Genomic DNA, 25,116 nt, shown 5'->3' on the forward strand with positions numbered 1-25,116 from the left:
GGAAATGGCCGGAGATTTAGTAGGCAATCGGGTGTGCAAGGCGCCGCACCAACGGACACATGAGTTGGGAGGTGTCCGAGGGTGGGAGTACGCAGGGCCGATCGAAAACGCCAGTGTGGGCCAAGCGAATGCATTAATAAAGCTTTGGTCTATTATGATTTTCATAAGCAAAACTTTGGTGAGATCATGCGCGGCTTGAATCTGGACCACCTGCGCACGTTTGCGCAGGTCATCGAACTGGGCAGTTTTTCCGCCGCCGCCGAACGTGGGGGTGTGACGCAGCCCGCCGTCAGTCTGCAGATCCGTCAACTGGAGCGGCGATTCGCGCTGAAGTTGGTGGAGCGCGTGGGACGCCGCGCGGGGCCGACGGCGGCGGGGCGGGAATTGCTGGCCCATATCCGCGTGATCGACGGCGCGATCGCGCAGGCCGAGCAGGCGATGGCGTCGCATGCGTCGCAGGTGTCGGGGCGGATCCGGCTTGGCACGGGCGCGACGGCGTGCACCTATCTGCTGCCGCCGGTGCTGGCGGATCTGCGTCAGCGGTTTCCGGCGCTGGACATCGTGGCCAGCACGGGCAATACGGCGGACATGCTGCGCGGGCTGGAGGCCAATACGTTGGATATCGTGCTGATCACGCTGCCGGCGCCGGGCCGCATGTTCCAGGCGACGCCGGTGATGGAGGACGAGTTCGTGGCGATCTTTCCTTCGCGCGATCCGGCCGCCATCCCGGAGGTCGTGACGCCGCAGTCGCTGGCGCGGCTGCCGCTGGTGCTGTTCGAGCCGGGCGCGCGCACGCGGCGGCTGGTGGATGACTGGTTCGAGGCGGCGGGCGTGGCGGCCAAGCCGATCATGGAGCTGGGCAGCACGGAGGCGATGAAGGAGATCGTGGGGGCGGGGCTGGGCTGCGCGGTGTTGCCCCGGCTGGCGGTATCGGGCGCCGGACGGCGTGACGCGCTTGAAGTGCGTTCGCTCACGCCAAGGCTGTCGCGCGATCTGGCGATCGTCCTGCGGCGCGACAAGCCGCTCAGCCGCGGGCTGCGGCATTTGCAGGACGCGCTGCTGGCGTTGGGGGGGCGGGCGTCATGACGGCTTCACGCAGGTCCGGCTCGACTCGTATGGCGCCTTCGATCGCTACGGCTTCTACCGTTTCTACGGCCCGAACGACGCGTACGACTCCTACGACCACTACGACTCCTTCGGTCGCTGCAGCCCCTACGCTGCATAAGACCCGGATGGCCCGTACGAGCCATCCGACCCGACCCATCGCCGAACCCGATCTCTATCCCTACGAATCCTCGCGCCGTCCGCTGGCGGGGCTGGCCATCGACTATCCCGACGGTCACCGGGTCAAGCGACACCGTCATCGGCGCGGCCAGCTCGTGTACGCGATGTCGGGCGTGATGGTGGTGGATACGGACGCGGGCATCTGGGTCGTGCCGCCGACGCGCGGCGTGTGGGTGCCGGCGTGGGTGTCGCACGGCATCCGCATGAGCGGCGAACCGCGCATGCGCACCGTTTTCGTCGAGCCGGGGGCGGCGGCACACCTGCCGGCGCAGTGCTGTGTGCTGTCCGTGTCGCCGCTGCTGCGCGAATTGATGGCGGCCGCCGCCGAGGTGCCGCTGGATTGGGAGCCGGACACGCGGGACGGGCGGCTGATGATGCTGCTGCTGGATGAGTTGCGCCAGGAACCCGTGCTGCCGCTGCATCTGCCGCAGCCGTCGGAACCCCGGCTGGCGCGCATCTGCCGCGCCATCGTGCGCCATCCGGAACGGCAGGACGGGGCAGCGGACTGGGCGCGGGAATTGGGCGTGGATCCCAAGACGGTGCACCGGCTCTTCGTGCGTCATACCGGCATGACATTCGGCCGCTGGCGCCAGCAGGCAAGGCTTTTGGCGGCGATGGAGCGGTTGGCGCGGGGTGATCGGGTGCTGGATGTGGCGCTGGACCTGGGGTACGAAAGCCCCAGCGCATTCGCAGCGATGTTCCGCAAGGCGCTGGGGGAGTCGCCCAGCGCTTTCGCGGCGCGCGGCGTGGCGTCCGCCTGATGGCCGCCGGCGGGCCGGCTGGTGGCCGGCCGACCGCCGCGCGTCCGTTTCCAGGGCGCGCACGGGCGGCCGGGCGCGGAAGCAGCGTATTATTTAGCGTTTTGCCGCCCACGCTAACAGCTACAGCCTGAGACAGATCATGCCGCACTACCGCTCCCGCACTTCGACCCACGGCCGCAACATGGCCGGCGCCCGCGCCTTGTGGCGCGCAACCGGCATGAAGGATGGCGACTTCGGCAAGCCGATCATCGCCGTGGTGAACTCGTTCACGCAGTTCGTTCCGGGCCACGTGCATCTGCGCGACCTGGGCGCGCTGGTGGCCAAGGAAATCGAAGCCGCCGGCGGCGTCGCCAAGGAATTCAACACCATCGCCGTGGACGACGGCATCGCCATGGGTCACGGCGGCATGCTGTATTCGCTGCCGTCGCGCGAACTGATCGCGGACTCGGTGGAATACATGGTCAACGCGCACTGCGCCGACGCCATGGTCTGCATCTCGAACTGCGACAAGATCACCCCGGGGATGCTGATGGCCGCCATGCGCCTGAACATCCCGGTCGTGTTCGTGTCGGGCGGTCCGATGGAAGCGGGTAAGGTCAAGTCGCCGACCGACGGCAAGGTCATCGCCAAGATCGACCTCGTCGACGCCATGATCAAGGCCGCCGACCCCAACGTGTCGGACGCTGAAGTGGCCGAAGTCGAACGCAGCGCCTGCCCCACGTGCGGCTCCTGTTCCGGCATGTTCACGGCCAATTCGATGAACTGCCTGACCGAAGCCATCGGTCTGGCGTTGCCCGGCAACGGCACCATCGTCGCCACGCACGCCTGGCGCAAGGGCCTGTTTGAACAGGCTGGCCGCCTGGTCGTGGACCTGTGCCGCCGCTACTACGTCGAAGAAGACGAATCGGTCCTGCCGCGCAGCATCGCCACCAAGAGCGCGTTCCAGAACGCGATGGCGCTGGATGTGGCGATGGGCGGGTCGACCAACACCGTGCTGCACTTGCTGGCCGCGGCACAGGAAGCCGGCGTGGACTTCACCATGGCCGACATCGACCGCATCTCGCGCAAGGTGCCGTGCCTGTGCAAGGCAGCGCCCGCCACCGACAAGTACCACATCGAAGACGTGCACCGCGCTGGCGGCATCCTGGGCATCCTGGGTGAACTGGCGCGCGCCGACCTGCTGGATCTGTCCTGCGGCAACGTGCACAGCGGCACGCTGAGCAACGCCATCCAGAAATGGGACGTGGCCGGCGACGCGGGCGAAGAAGCCAAGAAGTTCTACCGTGCAGCCCCCGGCGGCATCCCGACCACGGTCGCGTTCAGCCAGGACGCCACGTTCCTGACGCTGGACACCGACCGCAAGACGGGCTGCATCCGCAGCAAGGAAAGCGCCTATTCCAAGGACGGCGGCCTCGCCGTGCTGTACGGCAACCTCGCTGAAAAGGGTTGCATCGTCAAGACGGCCGGCGTGGACGAATCGCAGTGGGTCTTCACGGGCCGCGCGCGCGTCTTCGAAAGCCAGGACGACGCCGTCGAAGGCATCCTGGGCGACAAGGTCGTGGCGGGCGACGTGGTGGTGATCCGCTACGAAGGCCCCAAGGGCGGCCCCGGCATGCAGGAAATGCTGTATCCCACGTCCTACCTGAAGTCCAAGGGCCTGGGCAAGACCTGCGCGCTCTTCACCGACGGCCGCTTCTCGGGCGGCTCGTCGGGCCTGGTGATCGGCCATGCCTCGCCGGAAGCGGCGGAAGGCGGCACGATCGGTCTGGTCGAAGAAGGCGACACGATCGAGATCGACATCCCCAACCGCAAGATTCACCTGGCCGTTTCCGACGAGGAACTGGCCCGCCGCCGCGCCGCCATGGACGCGCGCGCCGACGGCTGGGAGCCGGTGGGCCGCGAACGCGTGGTGTCACAGGCGCTGCAGGCATATGCGGCGCTGGCCACGTCGGCCGACCGCGGCGCGGTGCGCGATCTGTCGCAGCTCAAGCTCAAGGGCAAGCGCTGATCGGTTGATGGCGAGTTGTTGTGAAAGGCGGCGCACTTGGTGCGCCGTTTTTTTTTTAGCTGACGATATTCGATGCGCATCTTGCTATGGCCCGCATCGGGAGGGCGAGGATCAATTACAGCTTGCACGTTGTATTGTCCAAATACAGCTTATAAATTGTATTTGGAAAATACAGCCTACGTTGCGTATCGCAGTTTTACAACCTAGAATCTGTAAACCTCACCTTCAAGGGCTGGCATGTCCGATTTCACCGTCCGCACGGCGGACCAGCTTCCCGCCTTGCTCCGGGCCTTCCGCAAACAGGCGGGCATGACCCAGGCTGAGGCTGCCCTGCGTCTTGGCGTCACGCAGCAAACGCTTTCGGCGTTTGAGCGCAACGCCGGCAAGCTTGGCGCTGACAGGTTGCTGGAGATCCTCGGCATCCTGGGCGTGGAAGTCGTGCTGCGGCAACGGGAAAAATCCTCCGCGTCCAAAACATCGGCCACACCGGATTGGTAGCCATGGGCCGACGATCACACCACCGCGCTCTGGATCTCTGGATGAACGGGGACTTCGTGGGCGTCTGGAGCGTCCAGCCCCAGATCGGCGAGACGCTCCAGTACGACGAGGCATGGACTGCCTCGGGCCGGGGGCGGCCACTGTCGCTTTCGCTCCCCTTCACGCCGGGCAACCCGCCGCATCGCGGACAGATCGTGCGCAGCTATTTCGAGAATCTGCTGCCCGACAGCCAGAACATTCGCGAACGCGTCGCGCGGCGGTTCCAGGCGGGTTCCACTGATGCGTTCTCGTTGTTGGCCGAAGTTGGTCGGGATTGTGTGGGCGCTGTTCAGGTCATGCCCCGCGGCGTGGCGCCTGACCCCGTGACGCAGGTCGACGCCATTCCCCTCAGCGATGCGCAAGTGGCCCAGGCGCTGCGCAGCACCCTCACGCCCGGACCTTTGGGCGGGCGCAATGCGGACGCCGATGACGGGTTCCGCATCTCGATCGCCGGGGCCCAGGAAAAGACGGCCATGCTGTGGCTCGATGGGAGTTGGTGCAGGCCTCACGGCGCCACGCCGACCACGCATATCTTCAAAATGCCGCTCGGCCTCGTCGGCAACTTGAAGTTCGACATGAGTCATTCGGTGGAGAACGAGTGGCTGTGTTCCGAGATTCTCCATGCGTACGGGCTGCCGGTGGCGCGCACCCAGCCGTTGATGTTCGAAGACATGAAGGTGCTGGCGGTCGAGCGGTTCGACCGCCTGTGGTGGCGCAACGATGATGGCAAGCGCTGGCTGATCCGCCTGCCGCAGGAAGACATGTGCCAGGCGACGGGCACGCCGCCGCATCTGAAGTACGAATCGGACGGCGGCCCCGGCATGCGCAGCATCATGAAGCTGCTGGCCACCTCGCGCGACCCCGATCGCGACCGGCGGGCGTTTTTCCAGTCGCAGGTCCTGTTCTGGATGCTGCGCGCCACGGATGGCCACGCGAAGAACTTCAGCATTTTTCTGCGACCCGGCGGCGCGTACGAGCTCACGCCGTTGTATGACGTACTGTCTGCCTATCCCGTCATCGGTACCGGCGCCAACCAGCTGTCGCCGTTCAAGGCACGCATGGCCATGGCTGTGCGCACCAAGAACACCCACTGGCTCATGCGCGATATTCTGCGGCGGCATTGGCTTGTCGTCGGTGCGGAACATGGGGTCGTGGCGCCGGACGGCCGGGGCGTGGAGACGGTGGTCGACGATCTGGTTTCGCGTACGCCGCACGTGGTGCGCGCGGTGCGAGACATTTTGCCGCCCGCGTTTCCCGGGCACGTGGCCGATACCATCCTCCAGGGGCTGCAAGCCGCGGCAGACAGACTGGCAGATTAGCCAGAAGGAGTCCGAACCAATGTCCCTGAATTCCGATGCCTTGCGCCTGTTCCTTGGCGTGGTCGACGCCGGCTCCCTCAGCGCCGCAGCCGAAATGCTTGGCCAGACCGCATCGGGGGTCAGCCGTGGCCTGCATCGACTTGAAGAAGACCTGGGCGTCACGCTGCTGAACCGCACCACGCGCCGTATGGAGCTGACCGAAGAGGGCCGGCATTTTCTGCCGAAGGCGCGGCAGATCGTGGCGGCGCTGGAAGAGGCCGAAGAGTGCATGCGCATGGTCCACCAGCGGCCCGCGGGCCGTCTGCGCGTGGACGCGTCGGTGCCGGTGATGCTGCACTGTGTGGTGCCGCACGTGGCTGAGTTCCGGCGCGCGTATCCGGAGATTTCGCTGGAACTGACCAGCAACGATCGCATCGTGGATTTGATGGAGCATCGCACCGATGTTGCGCTGCGTATGGGCCCGCTGACCGATTCCACGCTGCATGCTCGCGCGCTGCGGCCGTCGCCGCGCTGGATGATGGCCAGTCCCGATTACATCGCGCGGCGTGGCGCGCCGCGCACGGTGGAGGATCTGGCGGGCCATGAAGTGTTGGGCTTCACGCAGCCGGAGAGCCTGAACCTCTGGCCGCTGCGCCATGCCGGCGGTTCAAGTTTTCAGGCAACGCCGACGCTTGCGACGTCCAGCGGCGAGACGCAGCGGCAGCTGGCGCTGCGCGGCGTCGGCATTGCCTGCCTGTCGGACTTCGTCGTGCGCGAGGACATCGCGGCCGGGCGCCTGGTGAAGGTGCTGGAAAGCGAATACACCGATCACCTGCAGCCGATGCACGCGGTGTATCACCGCAACACGCAGCTGTCGCGGCGTATTGCGTGTTTCCTGGATTTTTACGCGGGCAGGATTTGAGGCGTTGCGTGGCGGCGTAATGTGGGGGTGTTTAAGAGCCAAATCGCGTAGTGCGCCAGTGTCAGACACCCGGGACGATTCGCGTCAGGCTGAACCGATGCCGCAAAGGTGTCAGACACCGATGAACGACGAAGGTGTCTGACACCTGTGGACAACTGCTACGCGTGCAGCGCTCTTCCAAACGCCGCCAGCACCGACTCGTGCAGCGTTTCCGACAGCGTCGGGTGCGCAAACACGGTGTGCATCAGGTCTTCTTCGGTGGCCTCCAACGACGCTGCCACGCCATAGCCCGTGATCAGCTCGGACGCCTCGGGGTGGACGATATGCGCGCCCAGCAGTTCGCCTGACTTGGCGTCGAACACCGTCTTGACGAGCCCCTGGTCCTCGCCCATCGCAATCGCCTTGCCATTGCCGGCGAAGGTGAATTTCCCGACACGGATCTCGCCGCCGGTCTTCGTGGCGTGCTCGCGCGCGCGGGCTTCGGTCATGCCGATGCTGGCAACCTGTGGATAGGAATACGTGCAGGCGGGAATGCGCAGCGGATCGATGGCATGCACCGGCAACCCGGCGATGGCCTCCACGCACAGCACTGCTTCGTGGCTGGCCTTGTGAGCAAGCCACGGCGCGCCGGCCACGTCGCCGATCGCGTAGACGCCCGGCTCGCCGGTGCGGCACAGGCCGTCGGTGACGATGTGCGTCTTTTCGACTTTGACGCGCGTCTTTTCCAGGCCAAGATCCTCGACGTTGCCGACAATGCCGGCGGCGACGATGACGCGGTCGAACGTCTCTTCGATCTTTTTGCCGTCATGCTCCAACGTCACCTTGACGCCGTCGGCGGTGGTCGACGAGGCCGTCACGGCGCAACGGGTCAGCACGCGGATACCTTGCTTCTCAAAGGCCTTGCGCGCCAACTGGGAGATCTCGGCGTCTTCCTGCGGCAGGATCTCCGGCGTCATGTCGATCAGCGTGACCTCGGCGCCCACCGCGCGATAGAAGCTGGCGAACTCGGCGCCGATGGCGCCCGCGCCGACGACCAGCAGCGACTTCGGGATCTCGGTCGGAACCAGCGCCTGGCGGTAGGCCCAGATGCGTTCGCCGACGGGCAGCGCCGGCAGTTCGCGAGCACGTGCGCCGGTGGCCAGGATGATGTGCTTGGCTGATAGCGTGGCGCCGTTTTCCAGCGCCAGTTTGCCCGCGCCCGCAAGCCGGGCGGTGGCTGCGAACACTGTCACGCCGTTCTTTTTCATCAGATGCGCCACGCCCTGACCCAACCGGTTGGCGACTTTACGCGACCGGGCGACCATGGCGGCCAGATCGGGACGCGCTTCTGCCGCGCCCGTCACGCCGTAGTGCGCGGCTTCGCGGCAGGCGCGCAGCACGGTCGCGCTGTGCAGCAGGGCTTTAGTGGGAATGCAGCCCCAGTTCAGGCAGATGCCGCCCAATTCGGCGCGCTCGACCAGCGCGACCGACATGCCAAGCTGCGCGGCGCGGATTGCAGCCACGTAACCGCCCGGCCCGCCGCCCACCACCACCAGATCAAAACTCGTCTTCGTCATGGCGGGGCTCACAGCAGGATGCGCACGGGGTTTTCGATCAGCGCGCGGAAGGCGGCCAGCCAGCGCGCGCCGACCGCGCCGTCCACGACGCGATGGTCGGCCGACAGCGTCACCGTCATCACGGTGGCGGCAACCAGTTGACCATCGTCGTCGACCACCGGCCGGCGTTCGGCCGCGCCGACGGCCAGGATGGCGGCCTGCGGCGGATTGATGATGGCGGCGAACTGGCTGATGCCGTACATGCCCAGGTTGCTGACCGTCAGCGAGCCGCCGGTGAACTCCTCGGGCTTTAAGCGGTTGACCTTGGCGCGCTTGGCCAGTTCGACGATCTCTGCCGCGACGGCGGTCAGGGACTTCACGTCGGCGTCGCGCACGATGGGCGTCACCAGGCCGCCGTCGGTAGCGACCGCCACCGAGATGTCCGCGCCGGCGTGATACTCGATGTCGTCGTCATGCCAGGACGCGTTTACCTCCGGCACCTCGCGCAGCGCCAGCGCGGCGGCGCGGACGATGAAGTCATTGACCGACAACTTCACCGCGCCGCCGTGGTTGGCCTGCGCGCGCAGGGCCAGCAGCGCGTCCATGCGGCAGTCGACGGTCAGGTAGAAGTGCGGCACGTGCTGCTTGCTTTCGGTAAGGCGGCGCGCAATGGCGCGGCGCATGCCGGTGTGTGGCACGCGGCGCGCGGCGGGGCGACCGGCGAGCGGCGCGGTGGCGGGCGCTGCGGCTGGCGCGCGGTCACGCGCCAACTCGACATCGCGCCGCACAATGCGGCCATGCGGACCGGTGCCGGTGACGCCCAGCAGGTCGACGTGCCATTGCGCGGCAAGACGCCGGGCGACGGGGCTGGCGAAGAGGCGGCCGCCGGGAACGGCAGCGGTCGTTGAGGCAGATGCGGACGCGCTGCCGGCTTGCTGCGAGGCAGTGGCAGCGCCGGACGCGACGTTGCTGGCCATAGCCGCTTGCCCTGTCGTCGCTCCGGCGTTCGGTGTCCCGCCGGCCGACGCTGCACCAGCCGACGTTCCGCCCGCCGCCGATGCCGCCCCAGCCGACGCTCCAGCCGAGGCTCCAGCCGACGCTCCAGCAGCCGATTCCGTCGCCGCCGCCGCGCCACCCTGCTCAGCCAGCGCACGATCAATCGCCGCCGCGTCTTCACCATCCGCGATCAGCACGCCGATCACGGTGTTGATCGGCACCGACGCCGGTCCGGCCTGGACCACGATGCGGCCCAGCACGCCGGCCTGTTCGGCGTTGATCTCGACGATGGCCTTTTCGGTTTCGATTTCCGCCAGCGCATCGCCGACGGCAACGCGGTCGCCTTCCTGCTTGAGCCACTGATGCAGGATGCCGCCCGAGGCGTCGGCGGCTACGGATGGGAGTTTGATGAGGGTTGCCACGATGTTCTTCCTATTCAGCGGCGCCGGCCAGGTCGGGCCGGTACGCGGCGGGGTCGTCGTATTCGACGAGTTCGAGCACATTGCCTTCGGGGTCGCGGAAGAAGGCGAGCCACGTGCCGGGCCGCACTTCCATGGGCGCGGGCGCGCTGTCGAAGACGACGCCCTTCGATTCCAGATCGCGCACCACGCCGCGCAGGTCGCGCACGATGAAGGTGAGGTAGGCGGCGCCCTGGCGGTCCAGAATCGCCGCGCCGCGCACGGCGGGTTCAGGGGCAACGGTCGGTTGCAGCAGCTTGATGCGCTCGCCGTACGGCGTCTGCAGGCGCGCGACGTCGTAGCCGTGCGCCGTGAGGCCCGTTGCCCGCGCCTTGTCGGCGGGCACCGTCACGCGGTTCACCAGCGTCAATCCCATGACGCCGGTGTAGAACGCGGCCAGCGCATCCAGATCCGCGCAGCAGATGCCGACCTCCATCGGCACGGTCATGTGCAGGGCGCTCATGACTGCTCTCCAAGATCGGCCAGCACGTCGGCCAGGCCCGCCATCACCTCGTCGGTGTCGGCAAACGCCGCGCGTTCCAGCACCTTCGAGATGCTGGGCGAGGCCTCGCCGCCGGTGACGCGCTTGACCGGCTGGTCCAGCCAGTCGAAGTAGCGGCGCTGGATCTCGTCGGCCAGCATGGCGCCGTAGGACGTGCCGCGCGCGCCTTGCTCCACGATCAGCACGTTGTTGGTCTTCTGGATGCTGGCGCCGATGGTGTCCCAGTCCAGGCTGGCGCGGTCCAGCGTGCGCAGGTCGATGACTTCGGCGTCCACGCCGGCCTGTTCGGCGGCCGCCAGCGCGCGGCTGACCATGGACAGGTACGTCAGGATGGTGACCTTGCTGCCTTCACGGCGCACGCGGGCCTTGCCGAAGGGAACGGCGTAGTCCAGGTCGCCGTCGGGCACGTCGCCCGACGACGCATACAGATCCACGTGCTCGATGACCAGCACCGGATCCTTGGACGCCAGCGCCGTGTTCATCAGGCCGACGTAGTCGTGCGGGGTGGACGGGGCGACGATGCGCCAGCCGGGCGCCGTGGCGAAGATGCCGGCCGGGTCCATCGAATGCTGCGAGCCGTAGCCCGTGCCCATCGCGACCTTGGTGCGCAGCACGAACGGCACGTCGATGTCGCCGCCGAACATGTGACGCGCCTTGCCGATCTGGTTGAATATCTGGTCGGCCGCGACCCACATGAAGTCCGGATACATGAATTCCACGACGGGCTTGTAGCGGCCGTCCATCGCCAGCCCGCCGCCCAGTCCGGCAAAGGCGTTCTCGGAGATCGGCGTGCCCAGCACACGATCCGGGTACTTGTCCTTCAAGCCGCGCGTGGCGCCGTTGGTGCCGCCCTTCAGGCGGTGCACGTCCTCGCCCAGTACGACGACGCCGGGGTCGGTTTCCATGCGGCGGTCCAGCACGTCGGCCACCGCATCGACGAACTTGCGCGTCACCTTCGCGCCGGTGTGGTCGGCGGCTTCCTGATAGCGCAGGCCTTCCAGTTCCGAGCCATCGCTGCGCAGGCCCACGTCGCGGAAATCGGGGCTGGGCCACAGGTCGGCGCGCACGCGGCGCTTGCCGCCGTCCGCCGCTTCAGTCAGGCGGCCGGAAACGTCCTTCATCACGTCCTTGCAGCGTTGACGCAGCGCGTCCACGTCCGCCTGCGTGACGAGCTTGCGCGCGATCATTTCCGAGGCGATGCGGTCCAGCGGATCGCGCTGGCGCCACTGCGCCTCTTCGTCCTTGGTGCGGTAGCCGAAGGCGCTGCCGGGGAAGGGGCCGTTCTGGTGGAAGAAGCGGTAGACATCCACCTCGACGATGGTCGGACCGTTGCCGGCACGCATGTGCGCCACAGCCTCCGACATGGCCAGGTGCACGGCCAGCGGATCCATCCCGTCGACCTTCCAGGACGGAATGTTGAAGGCCAGCCCGCGCGCGGACAGGCGCGGCTCGGCGGTGGATTCTTCCACGGTGGTGGACACGGCGTAGCGGTTGTTCTCGATGAAGAAGCACAGCGGCGTCTTCCACGCGGCGGTCAGGTTCATCGTTTCCAGGACCGACCCGATGTTGACCGCGCCGTCGCCAAAGTACGTGACGGCTACGCGGTCCGTGCCCGCATGCTTGTGCGCCCAGCCCGCGCCGGCGGCCAGCGGCACGCCGCCGCCAACGATCGCGTTGGTGCCCAATGCGCCGGCTTCCAGCCAGCGCAAGTGCATGCTGCCGCCGCGGCCGCGGCAATAGCCGTTGGCCAGGCCCATGATCTCGGCCAGCGTCTTGTGCAGGACTTCGTCGATGGCGGGCGTCAGCGGGTTGCGCGGATCCAGTCCAAGCGGCGCGACGTGTTGCAGCGCCTTCGCCAGGAACTGGTGGTGGCCGCGATGCGAGCCGTTGATCTGGTCGCCTGCGCCCAGGGCCAGCACCGAACCGACGGCGCCGCCTTCCTGGCCCACCGACGAGTGCGCGGGGCCGTGCACCAGGCCTTCGGCGGCCAGCTCCAGCACGGCTTCCTCGAAAGCGCGGATCCAGTGCAGTTGGGTCAGCATCGTGCCGAGCAGCGCGGGGTCAGCCTGCTGCCAGTCCGAGGCCTCGGCCGTCAGTTGCCGCCAGGGCGCCTGGGGCTCAAGCGGTTGGTAGGTGGCCATGAATGAATCTCCAGAGTGTTTTTGTAAGCGTCGGGGCAATCAGAGGTAGCTGTAGCGGCTCCAGCCGCCGTCGGCCACCAGGGTGTGTCCGGTGATGTAGGCGGCCTGGCGCGACGCCAGGAAAACCGCCAGGTCGGCCATTTCGGCCGGCTGCGCCATGCGGCGTAGCGGCGTGCGTTGCTTGAGGCGTTCGGGATCCAGCCGGCCGCGCGCCGCCAGGTCGCGCACCAGGTCGGTTTCGACGTAACCCGGCGCCAGCGCGTTGACGCGCACGCCCGCGGGACCCCATTCGACGGCCAGCGTCTCGGTCAGCAGCACCACCGCGCCCTTGGTGGCGCAGTAGGCCGCGCGGTCGGGGGCGGCCACCACGCCGTACATGGAGGCCAGGTTGATGATGCTGCCCGAGCCCGCGGGCACCATGCGCCGGCCCGCGGCCTGCGCGCACAGGAAGACGCCGGTCAGGTTGATGTCCACGGCGCGGCGCCATTCGTCCACGGTGACTTCCAGCGTGGGCTTGTTGGCCGAGATGCCGGCGTTGTTGACCAGCACGTCGATGCCGCCCCAGGTCTCGGCAACCTGCGCGAAGGCGCGTTCGACCGCGTCGGCGTCGGTGACGGACGCCTGCACGGCCATGGCCTGCGCGCCGGTTCCCGTTGCCGCCAGACTTGCGACAGCCGCCTCCAGTGCGGCGGCGTCCATGTCCAGCAGCGCGACGCGAGCGCCCTGGCGCGCAAACGCCTGCGCCGTGCTGTAGCCGATGCCCTTCGCGCCGCCGGTGATGACGACCGTCTGGCCGCGCAGCTCCGGATGGATGACTTCAGTGGTGTTGTCCACGATGTGTGCCTGTAATGGATGAGTACGTAGGCCGGCTAGACCGCCAGCCATTCCTGGACGACGTCCTGGCGCTCATGGAGCTGCGCGGGCGGTCCTTCGAACACGATGCGGCCGTGGCCCATCACGCTCACGCGCGTGGACACCTTCAGCGCGATCGTCAGCTTCTGTTCCACCAGCACCACCGACACACCCTGCTTGTGGATATCCCGGATGACGTCGGCGATCACCTCGACGATCTTGGGCGCCAGGCCTTCGGTGGGCTCGTCGATCAGGATGACCTTGGGGTTGCCCAGCAGCGAGCGGCACATGGTCAGCATCTGCTGCTCGCCGCCCGACAGGTTGCCTGCCTTCGTGCTGCTGCGTTCCTTCAGGCGCGGGAAGTAGTCGAACATCTGCGCCACGGTCCAGTACGGCGCATCGTCGCGCCGGGGCTGCTCGCCCATGCGCAGGTTTTCGTCCACCGTCAGGTTGGCGAACACCTCGCGTTCCTCGGGCACGAAGGCCAGGCCGGCGCGCGCGATCTCGAAGGGGCGCTTGTTGGTGATGTCGCGGCCTTCGATGGCGATGCGGCCGCCGGTCACGTCCACCAGCCCCATGATGCTTTTCATGGTGGTGGAGCGGCCCGCGCCGTTGCGGCCCAGCAGGCTGACCACTTCGCCGCGCCCGATCGACAGGTCGATGCCGTGCAGGATGTGGCTCTTGCCATAGTGGGCATGCACGCCCTGCAGCGACAAGAGGGGGGATTGCGTCGTCATACCGTTTCCTCTCCCAGGTAGGCCTCGCGCACGCGGGCGTCGCCGCGGATCGCGGCGGGCGTGCCGGTGGCCAGGATCTCGCCATAGACCAGCACGCTGATGCGATCGGCCAGCGAGAACACCACCTGCATGTCGTGTTCGACGATCAGCAGGGTGCAGTCGCGCGTTACGTCCTTGATGAGTTCGACCGTGTAGTCGACCTCGTGCTGCGACATGCCGGCCATGGGTTCGTCCAGCAAAATTACCTTCGGGCGCGACGCCAGCGTCATGCCGATTTCCAGCGAGCGCTGCTCGGAGTAGTTCAGGTCGCCGGCCGCCGTGTCCTGCTTGGCCGTCAACCGCACCTTTTCCAGCAGGCGGTCCACGTCTTCATTGACGGCGCGGTTGCGCGCAATCGGCCGCCAGAAGTTGTAGACCAGCCCGTGCATGCGCAGCACCGCCAGCCGCAGGTTCTCGCGCACGGACAGGCGCGGGAACACGTTGGTGATCTGGAACGAGCGCGCAAGGCCAAGCCGGTTGATGGCCTCGGGCGCCAGGCCGCCGATGGACCGCGAGCGCAGGCTGATGTCGCCCGACGTGGGCGCGAACGAGCCCGACATCAGGTGAAACAGCGTGGACTTGCCCGCGCCATTGGGGCCGATGACGGCGTGGCGTTCGCCGGCTTCGATCGCCAGGTTCACGCCGCGGATGATCTGCGCTTCACCAAAGGATTTGCGCACGTCGGTCAGGGTCAGGATCTCGTGGCTCATTTGGCGGGCTCCAGCAGAGGGGCGGCTTCCCCGGCGTCACGCCACAGGGTCAGCGCCCAGCGGCAGGCGGCAAGGCCGGCGGCGAACAACGCCAGCGGCACCAGCCAGGTCGACACGGCAAGCGGCGCCCACTCCTGGCCGAACAGCGGGATGGCGGGCCAGCCGGCCTCGGGGTTCATGGCGAGGAGGGCGCGGTAATCGCGCGCGAACATGCGTTGCAAGAGTTCGACGGTGAAGACGGTGGCGCCGGTCAGCAGCAGACCCCCGGCCACCGACACCGCGGCGCGCGGCAGCCAGTTGGCCAGGCCGCGCTCGCGCAGCGACTTGGTCGCGCGTTGCACCAGTCCGACCAGGCCGTCGGGCACGAACAGCATCACCAGCACGAACAGAATGCCTTGATACAGCAGCCAGGACCGCGTGATGTCGGCCAGCGTCTGCGACAGGAACGTCAGGATCGACGCGCCCAGCACCGGACCCAGGAACGCGTTGACGCCGCCGATGTAGGCGAACAGCACCGCGTCGGTGGACAGCTTGACCTCGAACAGCACGTAGTTGCCGGCCTCGATGTTCAGCGCCTGCAGGCCGCCCGCAATGCCGGCAAACATCGCCGACAGCGCGAACACCATGGTCTTGAGCGCATGCGGGCGGTAGCCCAGGTAGCGCAGGCGGTTGGCGTTTTCGCGCAGGCCCAGCGTCAGGCGGCCCAGCGGCGTGCGCGTCAGGCCGTACAGCGCGGCCAGCGACACCACCACCCAGGCCAGCACCAGGTAATAAACCTCGATGTCGGACCCGAAGGTAAAACCCCACGCAGGCATGCGCATGGCGGATACGCCTGCCTCGCCGCCGAAGACGCCTTTCAGGTGCGGCGCCAGCGCGTGCAGCAGTTCGGCCAGCGCCAGCGTGATCATCGAAAAGTACACGCCCGAGCGCATGGTGGCGAACCAGCCGGCGACCACGCCGAACAGCAGCCCGGCCACGCCGCCGACGAGCGGCATCAGGGGTGTGGGCAGCAGTCCCGCGCCGCCCAGCGCATTCATCGCATGGATGGTGGCAAAGGTGCCGACGCCAAAGTACGCGGCATGGCCAAAGGACAGCATGCCGCCCTGGCCTGCCAGCAGGTTGAAGGCGCAGGCGAACAGTGCGGCAATCAGCATCTGCACGGCCGCCACGAGCTGGCCGGCAGGCAGCAGCCACGGCAGCGCGCACAGCGCGGCCACACACAGGATCAACAGCAGCGCGCCCGTGGCGCGGCCGGTGGAGGTAGCGGTATGGCTCATGCCTGCTCTCCCTTCAGTCCCGACGGCTTGACCAGCAGCACCACCAGCATCAGCAGAAACGGCAGCGTCGCGGCCAGGCTGGAGATCTTCACGGTCATCAGGCCACCCACGCTTTCGGCCCAGTCACGCGCGCCGAACAGGCCGAACAATGTAGCAAGGCTGGCGTCGATGCCGACCGAGAACGAGCTGATCAGGCCGATCAACAGCGAGGCGATCATGGCGCCTTCCAGCGAACCCAGTCCGCCCACCACGACCACCACGAACACCAGCACGCCCAGTTCCAGCGCCATGTTCGGGTTGGTGGTGTAGAACGCGCCCGCCACCGCGCCGGCAAGGCCCGCCATCGCGGCGCCCACGCCGAACACGCTCATGAAGACGAGCGGCACGTTGTGACCCAGCGCCTCGGCCATGCGCGGACGGTAGATGGCCGAGCGCACCACGATGCCCACGCGGGTGCGCGACAGCAGCAGGTAGATCACCGCGAACATCGCGATCGACACGCCGCCCATCAGCAGGCGGTAGAACGGATAATCCGCGTCGAACACGCGGAACGCCGCGAAGTTCAGGAACTGCGGCACGCGGTAGTCGACGGGAAAATCGCCGTAGAAAAGCTTGACCAGCTCGGCGACGATGAACGCCAGCCCGAAAGTCACCAGCAATTCCTGCGCGTGGCCAAACTTGTGCACGCGGCGCAGGAAAAAGCGTTCGACGCCCATGCCCAGCACGCCCGAAATGATCGTGGCCAGCACGAGGGCCGCCCAGAAGCCCGTGACGGGCGTCAGCGTGTAGGCGGCGTAGGCGCCAATCATGTAGAACGAGGCGTGCGCAAAGTTCAGCACGCCCATCATTCCGAAAATCAATGTCAGGCCTGCCGACACCATGAATAGCAGCAGGCCGTAGATCACGCCGTTCAACAGCGAGACGGTAAAGTATTCCATGTCCGCTCCAGGTTTCTTGCGCGGGACGCCGGGCGTCCCGCGAGCGATTGCGCACGTTGTTTTTGCCCGGCCCGCGCCGGGTGTGCGCTTGTCATGTGCCGGCGGCGGCCCGTTCGCGTATCAGCGCACGGGCCGCCGCGCCGGCATCACTTCGGACGTTGCATCTTGCAGGTGGCCTGCACCGGCGCGGACACGTCGGCCGCGGCCAGCACCTTGACCGGTTCAAAGCCCATGTCGGTGCCGTCGGCCTTGTACTTGGCGTTCTTGCTGACCTTGGACACGACCATCGGCAGTTGCACCTGGTGGTCTTCGGCGCGCATCGTGTAGTCGCCCAGCGCGGATTTGTAGGTGACCTGCTCCAGCGCGACGGCCAGTTCGGGCACCGACAGCTTGCCGTCCTTGGGCTTGACCTGCTTTAAGGCTTCGCCCAGGAAGCGCACGCCGATCACGGTCTGCGGCTCGGTGTAGCTGGGGTAGTGGCCGGTCTTGGACTTGTAGTCCTCGGCAAATTTCGCGCCTTCCTCGCCCGCGGCCTCGATGTTGTACGGGTGCGCGATGTAATGGCCCATTGCGACTTCGCCGGCGTTGGCCAGGTTGCCCACCTGGTCCAGGAACACCGTGGCAAAGCGCACCTTCAGGCCGGCGGCCTGCGTGGCCTTCATCAGCAGCAGCAGGTCGTTGGACCAGTTGCCGGTGATCACCGTGTCCGGCGTGGCCGAACGGATGCGCGCCACGTACGGTGCGAAGTCCTGGATCTTGTTGACCTCGTGCAGCGTCTTGCCCACCACCTCGTAGCCGTAGTCCTTGGCAAAGCGCTCGGTCGCGCCTTCCATGTCCTGGCCCCAGGAGTAGTTCTGGTTGATGGCATACACGCGCTTGCCCAGCGTGCCGTCGGCCGACATCACCGACGCCAGCGCCTTCACGCGCAGGTCGGCGTTGGTGGTGAAGCGGAAATGATAGAAGTGGCACTTCTGGCCGGTCAGCTCAAGCGCCTCGCCGCCCACGTTCAGGAAGACGATTTCCTTGCCGGGGTTGCGCAGGTTGTGCTTGCGCACGTCTTCCGTCAGCTGGCCGGAAATCGCCGATGACGACCCTTGCACCAGCACTTGCACGCCCTCGGCGGCAGCGGCGCGGAAGCGGTCGGAGGCGCCCACCGGGCCGCCCTGGTTGTCGAACTCCACCAGTTCCAGCGGCTGGCCGTTCCAGCCGCCGGCGGCGTTGATGCGGTCCAGCTCGTATTTGACGGCGGCACGGAACATCAGGCCGGTCGAGGCCTGCGGGCCCGACAGCGTTTCGATCAGGCCGATCTTGACGGGCGCGGCGTGGGCGGTGGCGGCGAGTCCGGCCAGGCACAGCAGACCGGTGGTGAAAGCCAATTTCATGCGTGTCTCCTCCGTTGAACGGGAGTGTGGTGATTGCGTGGGTCAGGCAGGCGCGCGCGCCGCATCGCCGCCGCGCCGCAAGGGCGCGAAAGCGATGGGGAGCGAAGGCGGGGAAGTGGCGGCGGCCACGGTCGCACAAGGCGCCGGGGCGGAACGCCAGCCGGGCAGGGCACGAAGCCGCCGGGGCGTCTGAAGGTGCGCCGTCGGACGTGCCGAGGGCGCGGATGCGGTCATGCTGCCGGTGAAGTTCACCTGGTTGTCCCCTGCCTGTTTATGCGGCGTGTCGCCGTGTTTTTCTGACTGACTTGCCTGAAAGCGTCCGTTGATTTACGCTGTCAGCACAAGTTGTCAGGCAACTTTGTCAAGTTGTCCGATAAATCATAGGCCAGGCGTTTTTCTCGTGTCAAGCAACGGATTCAGCAGTTCAATCAGAATTTGCACCGTTGCCGCGACAGCGCCGCGGACCGCTAAAAACAGCTTCAGGAGACAGGATGATTTCGTTTGAGGGGCAGGTTGCCGCCATCACTGGCGCGGGCAACGGCATCGGGCTGGCGACGGCGCGACTCATGGCCGCGCACGGCGCGCGGCTGGTGCTGACCGACATCGACAACGCGCGGCTGGAGGAGGTGGCGGCAGAGCTCGACCCCACCGGGCAGCGCGTCTACACGTATGCGCTGGACGTGTCGGTGTCGCACGATTGCGAACGGGTGTTCGAGGCGGCTGCCAAACATTTCGGTGGGCTGGATCACCTGGTGCACTGCGCGGGCATCTACCCGGAACAGCTCGTCAAGGACACCAGCGACGAGTCCTGGCGCACGCTGATGCGCGTGAATCTGGACGGCACGTTCTACGTGTGCCGCGCCGCCCAGCGCCATCTGCGCCACGACGGTTCGATCGTCCTGTTGACGTCGCTGGCCGCGCAGCGCGGCAGCTATGCGCACGCCGCCTATTCCGCGTCCAAGGGCGCGGTGCAGAGCTTCACCCGCAGCCTGGCATTGGAACTGGCCCCGCAGATCCGCGTGAACGCGGTGGCGCCCGGCATCATCGCCACGTCCATGACGCATGACCTGATCGGGCAGAAGGGCGCGCAGTTGCTGGAAAGCACGCCGCTGCGCCGCTTCGGCACGGCCGAGGAGATCGCGGGCACCATCGCGTTCCTGTGCTCGCCGCTGGCGTCATTTGTGACGGGCGAGGTCATGCAGGTCAATGGCGGGATCTATATCGCTTAAAGTGCAGGAACGCGGCGCGCCGGGACAAACCGGCAAATCTATAATTTCCAAGGCGCTGCCGCGAAGATGCCTGTCAGGACCCCCACGCGAGACATTCCTATAAACATGGCCGCCGCACCCGCGCGCCGCCCTCACGTTTGAAGATCCCCATGCAGCCCAGTCAAGAATCCGATCCGACGCGCGCCGCGCCTCGCAGTTCGCTATCCGCGGCGGTGGCGGATGCCCTGGCCGACCAGATACGCCAAGGCGTGCTGGCCCCCGGCGACCGTCTGCCCACCGAAAAGCAATTGACCGAAATGCATTCGGTCAGCCGCGCGGTCGTGCGCGAAGCGCTGGCTCGCCTCAAATCCGAAGGCCTGGTCACCTCGCAGCAAGGCAGTGGCGTATTCGTCGACCCGAACTTCCAGAAGAACGCCTTTCGCATCGCCGCGCCCACGCCGGGCGACAACCAGGACCTGGAACACATCCTTGAGCTGATGCTGTCCATCGAGGTCACGGCGGCGCGTTATGCGGCGCAGCGGCGCACCGATCATGATTTGAAAAAGATGCGGCAGGCGCTGGTGGGCATGGAGTACGCGCTCATCAACGACAAGCTGGGCGACGAGGAAGACTACCAATTCCACCAGGCCATCGTGCAGGCCACGCACAACCCGCATCTGGTGGCGCTGAACGATTATCTGGAAGCGAATGTGCGGCGCGTCATCCGCAGTGCGCGCAATAACACCGCGCGGATGTATGCAGAGCGCATGGCCGCGGTGCAGAGCGAGCATCAGGCCATCTTCGCGGCCATCGAAGCCGGGGACCCCGATGCGGCGGGCCGCGCGGCCGAACAGCATCTGCGCAATGCGGCGGATCGGCTGCGATTGTTTCAGGCGGAGCGCCCGGCGCCGGTCTAGCGAGCCTCGGTCTGGCGCGCCCCGGTCTGATCCCATGACGAGCGCGCCGTCCTTTACGCGAAGGTCTGCTCCATCTCGCGCCGGAACTGCACCGCCGTCGAGCGTTCGTCGTATTCCACATCGCGCCAGCGGATCGCCTGCGACTGGCGCACGGGATTCTTCAGCTTGACCTTGTTCGACAACCCTAGCGGCAGATAGCCTTCCTCGACCGAATCGGGGGCTGGCATCAGGCGCCCGTACACCGTATAGCCGCCTTCGCCGTCCAGGATCTGGCCGGCTTGCAGGTCGCGCTTGGCCGTCGCCACGACGTCACCATGCCAGCCGGCCGGCGCACCCGTCGGCTCGCGCCGCAGGCCTACGCTGGCCACGCTGATGCCCAACTCAAGCCCGATCAGGTGGTAAGGCTTGTACATGGCGGTGAAATTGCCGCTCGGATCGGTGACCAGGCCGTATTCCTGGAAGCAGCGCCGCACGTAGTCGCTGTCGGCCGCCAGCGTGACATACACGCCCCAGCGCAGGTCGCGAAACACCGGCCGGCCGTCGCGTTCCAGCGACGAAATCACCTCGACCTGGCCGCGATGGTGCAGCATGCCGCCATCTTCGCGGGGACGCAGCACGCGCGCCAGGTCGTCCACGCCGCACGGCGGAAAGTGCAGGCCGGACGGCGAGGGCAGCAGGCCCGTGGCATTGGAGACGGCCGCCATCTCGATGGCGCTCTTGGTGCCATCCAGAAAGCTGTTGAACATCTGCGCGTTGAAGTCGCCCGCCGCCACCATTTCCGCCGTGAAGCCGTAATAGGGCCAGACGGTATCGGGCGTGGACGTATGGAATTCCGGCAGGTACTTGGTGCCCTTGCCGGCGGCCATGACTTCAAAGCCGCTGGCGCGCGCCCAGTCCACCATTTCGCAGATCAGCGCAGGCTGGTCGCCGTAGGCCAGCGAATAGACGATGCCCGCCTCGCGGGCGCGGCGCGCCAGCAGCGGGCCGGCCAGCGCGTCGGCTTCGACGTTGACCATGATGATGTGCTTGCCGTATTCGCAGCAGGTCAGCACATGCGTGATGCCGGCCGCGGCCTGGCCGGTCGCGTCGATGACGATGTCTACGTCGGGACTGGCGATGACGGTGCGCGCATCGTCGCAGAAATAGACCTTGCCGTTCTTGTACGCGTCATTGATGCTGCTGGCGTTGAGCGCGCCCGCGGGCCAGCCGACCCGGGTCAGCGCGGCGCGAGCCCGGTCCGGCACCAGGTCCGCGACGGCGACCAGCCGCATCCCCGGGGTGCGCGGGGCCTGACTCATGAACATGGCGCCGAACTTTCCGGCGCCCAACAATGCGACGCGCAGCGGCTTGTGGTCGGCTTCTCGCTGCTTGAGCAGACGGTACAGATTCATGGCGCGGGCTCCTCCTGGGTGGGGCGTACGACTCCACAGGATAGTCCCAAACGATGACGCCTGAACAGGACTCAGGCATCTGCCGTATAGAGCTCGCCGGCCAGCACGTTGCGCCAGTTCTGCCAGGTGATGCGCGGGCGGTCCGTCACCTCGCGGTTGTAGGGCGCGTCGAACAGGATGTGCTTCCAGCGCGGCCGCACGGCGCCTTCGATATGCGGCTTGTCGTCGATGAGCAGATGGCCCTGCACCAGCGTCTTGTCCTTGGTCAGGATCAGCCGGTTGGTGGCTTCGCGGCCCAGATTCTTTTCCACCCACAGGTATTTTTCGGCGACGCAGTTTTCAAACTGCGACAGCGGCGACGAGCAGATCCGCACATCCATGCCAAGCGCCAGCAGTTCCTTGACGGCATCCAGCGCACCGGGCACGGGCGGCAGATTGCGGATGAAACCCGGCGCGGTGTAGATCGCCTCGGCCATGCCGCGTAGTTCGGGGCCGTAATCCTCGCGGATGTAGAAGGACTTGCGGTCCTCGAACGCGATGGGCGCGATGTCCGGGTGGCGTTCGCGCCAGGCGTCGATGAAGGCGTGTTCGAAATCGGCCAGCACGCCGTCTTGATCCAGCAGGATGATCATGGGGGTCCCAAACGTTGGCAACCGTAGGATTGTGCCCTAGCCGACCAGCGGCCGGGATTGCGCCACGATGCGGTAACGGCTGCCGCCGGTCAGCGATTCGGACGCGACCAGCACCATGCGGTCGTAGCGCCAGTGGAGCGGCGCGGGTGCGTCGCCGGGCGGCTCGGCGTGGGTGATGTTGCGCAGCAATGTGACGTGCGGGCGGAACGGCTGGGTCGGCGGGGTCAGTCCATAGCCGGACAGCCACTGCCAGAGATCGTCGTGGGCCTGCTGCAGCCTCGGGGGCGTCTCGGCGGGACCCGCCCAGAGAATGCGCTGGCGGTGGAAGACCCCGTAGCGGTCCAGCCGCACATCGCCCGGCGTCAGGCGGCGTTCGGGCGTGGCGGCCGCCAGCTCGTCGGCCAGGGCGCTGTCGACGGGCCCCAGGAAGGCGAGCGTCAGATGCAGCGTCTCGGTGCGCATGGCGCGTCCGCCCATGGCCGGTTTTGCGGCTTCCGCCCAGCCGGCCAGCGACGCCGCCAGCGGGGGAGACGGCCACAGCGCGTAGAAGAGGCGGATGGTGGACATGCGCTGATTGTAGGTCGCGTCTGCGAGGGGCGGGCCCACCGTTTTCCTTCAGCCGTAATGCTCGTCGTCCAGCAGCATGTCCTCGAAGAACGCGCCGAACCGGCGTTGGGGATCCAGTAGGTGGATCTCCAGGATCCAGCGCATGTCCGACGGCGCGATGTCCAGATCGGCAAGCGACCCGGTGTGAATGGCCGCGTGGGGAAAGTCGGAAATCCGGTGGCCGGGCAGCTCGAAGTTCAGCGCCCAACCCATGGCGCGCGCCTGGCGGTCGGCGTGGGCATAGAGCGCATGGCCGGTCAGGCGTTCGCGCAACCATCGGTCGCGCACGTCGTGGAAGAGGATTTCGGCATCGCGCGCGCAGCGCGCCTGCTCGGCGTTGCCACCCAATACGAATGACTTGCCGCCGTCGCCTTCCCAGGCGTCGAGGCGGGGTGCGATGTCCAGAAAGAAAATGTCATCTTCGCCGAGCACCGCGCCCGGCTCGGACGGCTGGCGCATGGACTTGAGCGTGTTGGCGCCAAAGCGCACCCGCGTGGGATGCCAGCTCAGGGCCATGCCGGCGTCGATGAGTGTCTGCTTGGCGAGCCTCACGGCGTCTTCCTCCACCATGCCGGGCTGGATGCGGGCGGCGATGTCGGCAATGGCCTGGCGCGTCTTGTTGCGCGCCCGCAGCATGCCGTCCACGGAGAAGGCGGGGCCAACGCGTTCGCTGGCGGGGGAAAGAGGCATCGTCATGGCGGAATTCCTATGTAGCTGGCGCAGCGGCATGCCGCGCCGGACAGGTGCCAGTCTGGGCAGAAGAGGGCAGGCCCGCGAGCGCCCGGCGGGACGGAATCGTGCCAGGCTGGCGCGTGGACGGGCCAGCGACGCAGGCAAGGACGGATTCGGGCCGCCATGGCGCGTTTCAAGGCCAAGGATTCGCGTGGGCCGCCGCACATGGTTGGCGCTGGGCTAACGTAGCGGTTTTCCTTTGTACGCCCGTCACCCGCCATGAAAACCGTCGCCCTTGTCGTGTTCCCCGGGGTGCAGGCCCTGGACGTCAGCGGCCCCATGGATGTGTTCGCGGAAGCGAACCGCTTTCTGGCGCCGGCCCGGCAATACCGGCTGGAGATCATCGGCCTCACGCGCGGCGCGGTACCGTGCTCCAACGGGATGACGATCCTGCCGCAGCGGCATTACGCCGAGGTGTCTGACACCCCAGACCTGTTGCTGGTCGCGGGAGGCCCGGACCTGCCGGCTGCGCGCGAGCCCGACGAGGCGCTGGTCTGGCTGCGGGCGGCCTGCCGGCGCGCGCCGCGGTACGGGTCGATCTGCAACGGCGCCTTCTTGCTGGCACGCGCGGGACTGCCCGATGGCGCGGTCGTCACCACGCACTGGAACGATGCGCAGGCGTTGGCCGCGCAGTATCCGGCGTTACGGGTCGAGGTGGACAGGTTGTATGTGCAGGACGGCCGCCTGCATACGTCGGCGGGTGTCACGGCAGGCATCGATCTGTCGCTGTATCTGCTGGCGCAGGATCACGGCGCAGAGGTCGCGCTGAACGTGGCCAAGCGGCTCGTGGTGTTCACGCAGCGCGCTGGCGGGCAATCGCAGTTCAGTCCGTTTCTGACCCCGTTCGTCGAGGAAACCTCGGTGGTCGCGCAGGTGCAGCAGCATGTGCTGACCAACCTGTCCGGCGACTTGGGCCTGGCAGAGCTGGCCGCCGTGGCCCGGATGAGCCGCCGCAATTTCTCACGGGTGTTCCGGCGGGATGCGGGCGTGACGCCGGCGGAATTCGTGGAAAGCGCGCGGGTGGACGCGGCGCGGGCGCGCCTGGAGCGCGACGGCGCGCCGCTCAAGACGGTCGCGTATGAATGCGGTTTTCGCGATGCGCGCCACTTACGCGAGGCATTCACCCGCCGTTTGGGCGTGTCGCCCAGCCAATACCGGACCAGTTTCAGCCTGGGGCAGGGCGGCGCGGCGCTTGCTGATTAGCGCGTGGGACGGCAGGATGCTTGCCGTTCAGGGGCGGGGATCGCGCCGCT

Annotated in this window: 23 protein-coding genes; 9 read left to right on the forward strand and 14 right to left on the reverse strand. The window is 67.1% G+C overall.

Annotated features, from left to right (window positions below):
• Window positions 1-186 precede the first annotated feature (186 nt).
• From KW836_RS05990 to KW836_RS06015, 6 genes are all read left to right on the forward strand, one after another.
• The gene (locus KW836_RS05990) at window positions 187-1,086 is read left to right on the forward strand and encodes a LysR family transcriptional regulator (RefSeq protein WP_218342688.1); all 900 of its coding nucleotides are present in this window, start codon (window positions 187-189) and stop codon (window positions 1,084-1,086) included.
• 146 nt (window positions 1,087-1,232) lie between these two features.
• Window positions 1,233-2,045, forward strand: a complete 813-nt coding sequence (locus KW836_RS05995; RefSeq protein ID WP_218342689.1) for a helix-turn-helix domain-containing protein — start codon at window positions 1,233-1,235, stop codon at window positions 2,043-2,045.
• 139 nt (window positions 2,046-2,184) lie between these two features.
• A complete protein-coding gene (gene ilvD / locus KW836_RS06000) occupies window positions 2,185-4,053 on the forward strand; it encodes a dihydroxy-acid dehydratase (protein ID WP_218342690.1) in 1,869 nt (622 codons plus the stop codon).
• A 237-nt stretch (window positions 4,054-4,290) separates the two neighbouring features.
• Complete coding sequence (locus KW836_RS06005) at window positions 4,291-4,551, forward strand: helix-turn-helix transcriptional regulator (RefSeq protein ID WP_175139537.1); 261 nt, start codon at window positions 4,291-4,293, stop codon at window positions 4,549-4,551.
• Between the two features lie 41 nt (window positions 4,552-4,592).
• On the forward strand, window positions 4,593-5,909 hold the full coding sequence (locus KW836_RS06010) for a type II toxin-antitoxin system HipA family toxin (RefSeq protein ID WP_255595135.1): 1,317 nt from the start codon (window positions 4,593-4,595) through the stop codon (window positions 5,907-5,909).
• A gap of 19 nt (window positions 5,910-5,928) precedes the next feature.
• The gene (locus KW836_RS06015) at window positions 5,929-6,810 is read left to right on the forward strand and encodes a LysR family transcriptional regulator (protein ID WP_218342692.1); all 882 of its coding nucleotides are present in this window, start codon (window positions 5,929-5,931) and stop codon (window positions 6,808-6,810) included.
• 158 nt (window positions 6,811-6,968) lie between these two features.
• On the opposite strand, the gene lpdA is transcribed toward KW836_RS06015, so the two are convergent.
• From lpdA to KW836_RS06065, 10 genes are all read right to left on the reverse strand, one after another.
• A complete protein-coding gene (lpdA, locus tag KW836_RS06020) occupies window positions 6,969-8,366 on the reverse strand; it encodes a dihydrolipoyl dehydrogenase (protein ID WP_218342693.1) in 1,398 nt (465 codons plus the stop codon).
• Between the two features lie 8 nt (window positions 8,367-8,374).
• The gene (locus KW836_RS06025; protein WP_218342694.1) at window positions 8,375-9,763 is read right to left on the reverse strand and encodes a pyruvate dehydrogenase complex dihydrolipoamide acetyltransferase; all 1,389 of its coding nucleotides are present in this window, start codon (window positions 9,761-9,763) and stop codon (window positions 8,375-8,377) included.
• Between the two features lie 10 nt (window positions 9,764-9,773).
• On the reverse strand, window positions 9,774-10,262 hold the full coding sequence (locus KW836_RS06030) for a VOC family protein (protein ID WP_218342695.1): 489 nt from the start codon (window positions 10,260-10,262) through the stop codon (window positions 9,774-9,776).
• Complete coding sequence (locus KW836_RS06035) at window positions 10,259-12,442, reverse strand: thiamine pyrophosphate-dependent enzyme (protein ID WP_218342696.1); 2,184 nt, start codon at window positions 12,440-12,442, stop codon at window positions 10,259-10,261. Before KW836_RS06035 ends, KW836_RS06030 begins: the two co-directional genes overlap by 4 nt.
• A 39-nt stretch (window positions 12,443-12,481) precedes the next feature.
• Entirely contained in the window at window positions 12,482-13,276 is a 795-nt protein-coding gene (locus tag KW836_RS06040; RefSeq protein WP_175139543.1) for an SDR family NAD(P)-dependent oxidoreductase, read from the reverse strand.
• A gap of 35 nt (window positions 13,277-13,311) precedes the next feature.
• Complete coding sequence (locus KW836_RS06045) at window positions 13,312-14,031, reverse strand: ABC transporter ATP-binding protein (RefSeq protein ID WP_056559753.1); 720 nt, start codon at window positions 14,029-14,031, stop codon at window positions 13,312-13,314.
• Window positions 14,028-14,780, reverse strand: a complete 753-nt coding sequence (locus KW836_RS06050; protein ID WP_105240929.1) for an ABC transporter ATP-binding protein — start codon at window positions 14,778-14,780, stop codon at window positions 14,028-14,030. The genes KW836_RS06045 and KW836_RS06050 overlap by 4 nt, the downstream gene beginning before the upstream one ends.
• A complete protein-coding gene (locus tag KW836_RS06055) occupies window positions 14,777-16,057 on the reverse strand; it encodes a branched-chain amino acid ABC transporter permease (RefSeq protein WP_218342697.1) in 1,281 nt (426 codons plus the stop codon). Before KW836_RS06055 ends, KW836_RS06050 begins: the two co-directional genes overlap by 4 nt.
• Window positions 16,054-16,995 (reverse strand): branched-chain amino acid ABC transporter permease, encoded by a 942-nt coding sequence (locus KW836_RS06060; protein WP_056559748.1) that lies wholly within the window; start codon window positions 16,993-16,995, stop codon window positions 16,054-16,056. Before KW836_RS06060 ends, KW836_RS06055 begins: the two co-directional genes overlap by 4 nt.
• Before the next feature lie 146 nt (window positions 16,996-17,141).
• Window positions 17,142-18,377, reverse strand: a complete 1,236-nt coding sequence (locus tag KW836_RS06065; protein ID WP_175184861.1) for a branched-chain amino acid ABC transporter substrate-binding protein — start codon at window positions 18,375-18,377, stop codon at window positions 17,142-17,144.
• Window positions 18,378-18,868: 491 nt separating this feature from the next.
• On the opposite strand from KW836_RS06065, the gene KW836_RS06070 reads away from it, so the two are divergent.
• Both KW836_RS06070 and KW836_RS06075 read left to right on the forward strand, forming a co-directional pair.
• Window positions 18,869-19,606 carry an SDR family NAD(P)-dependent oxidoreductase gene (locus KW836_RS06070; protein WP_218342698.1) on the forward strand — a complete coding sequence of 246 codons (738 nt, stop codon included), beginning with the start codon at window positions 18,869-18,871 and terminating at the stop codon, window positions 19,604-19,606.
• Window positions 19,607-19,755: 149 nt separating this feature from the next.
• Window positions 19,756-20,502 (forward strand): FadR/GntR family transcriptional regulator, encoded by a 747-nt coding sequence (locus KW836_RS06075; RefSeq protein ID WP_218342699.1) that lies wholly within the window; start codon window positions 19,756-19,758, stop codon window positions 20,500-20,502.
• 53 nt (window positions 20,503-20,555) lie between these two features.
• On the opposite strand, the gene KW836_RS06080 is transcribed toward KW836_RS06075, so the two are convergent.
• From KW836_RS06080 to KW836_RS06095, 4 genes are all read right to left on the reverse strand, one after another.
• Window positions 20,556-21,893, reverse strand: coding sequence for an NAD(P)H-dependent oxidoreductase (locus KW836_RS06080; protein WP_056559741.1), 1,338 nt, complete (start codon window positions 21,891-21,893; stop codon window positions 20,556-20,558).
• Window positions 21,894-21,964: 71 nt separating this feature from the next.
• On the reverse strand, window positions 21,965-22,525 hold the full coding sequence (locus KW836_RS06085) for a 5'-3'-deoxyribonucleotidase (RefSeq protein ID WP_175122194.1): 561 nt from the start codon (window positions 22,523-22,525) through the stop codon (window positions 21,965-21,967).
• A 36-nt stretch (window positions 22,526-22,561) separates the two neighbouring features.
• Complete coding sequence (gene thpR, locus KW836_RS06090; RefSeq protein ID WP_218342700.1) at window positions 22,562-23,092, reverse strand: RNA 2',3'-cyclic phosphodiesterase; 531 nt, start codon at window positions 23,090-23,092, stop codon at window positions 22,562-22,564.
• Window positions 23,093-23,140: 48 nt separating this feature from the next.
• Window positions 23,141-23,827, reverse strand: a complete 687-nt coding sequence (locus tag KW836_RS06095) for a M24 family metallopeptidase (protein WP_218342701.1) — start codon at window positions 23,825-23,827, stop codon at window positions 23,141-23,143.
• A 255-nt stretch (window positions 23,828-24,082) separates the two neighbouring features.
• Here KW836_RS06095 and KW836_RS06100 point away from each other — a divergent pair, with 255 nt between their 5' ends.
• A complete protein-coding gene (locus KW836_RS06100; protein WP_218342702.1) occupies window positions 24,083-25,066 on the forward strand; it encodes a GlxA family transcriptional regulator in 984 nt (327 codons plus the stop codon).
• Window positions 25,067-25,116 lie beyond the last annotated feature (50 nt).

The organism is Achromobacter sp. ACM05, from assembly GCF_019218915.1.
GTDB classification, from domain to species: domain Bacteria; phylum Pseudomonadota; class Gammaproteobacteria; order Burkholderiales; family Burkholderiaceae_B; genus Achromobacter; species Achromobacter animicus.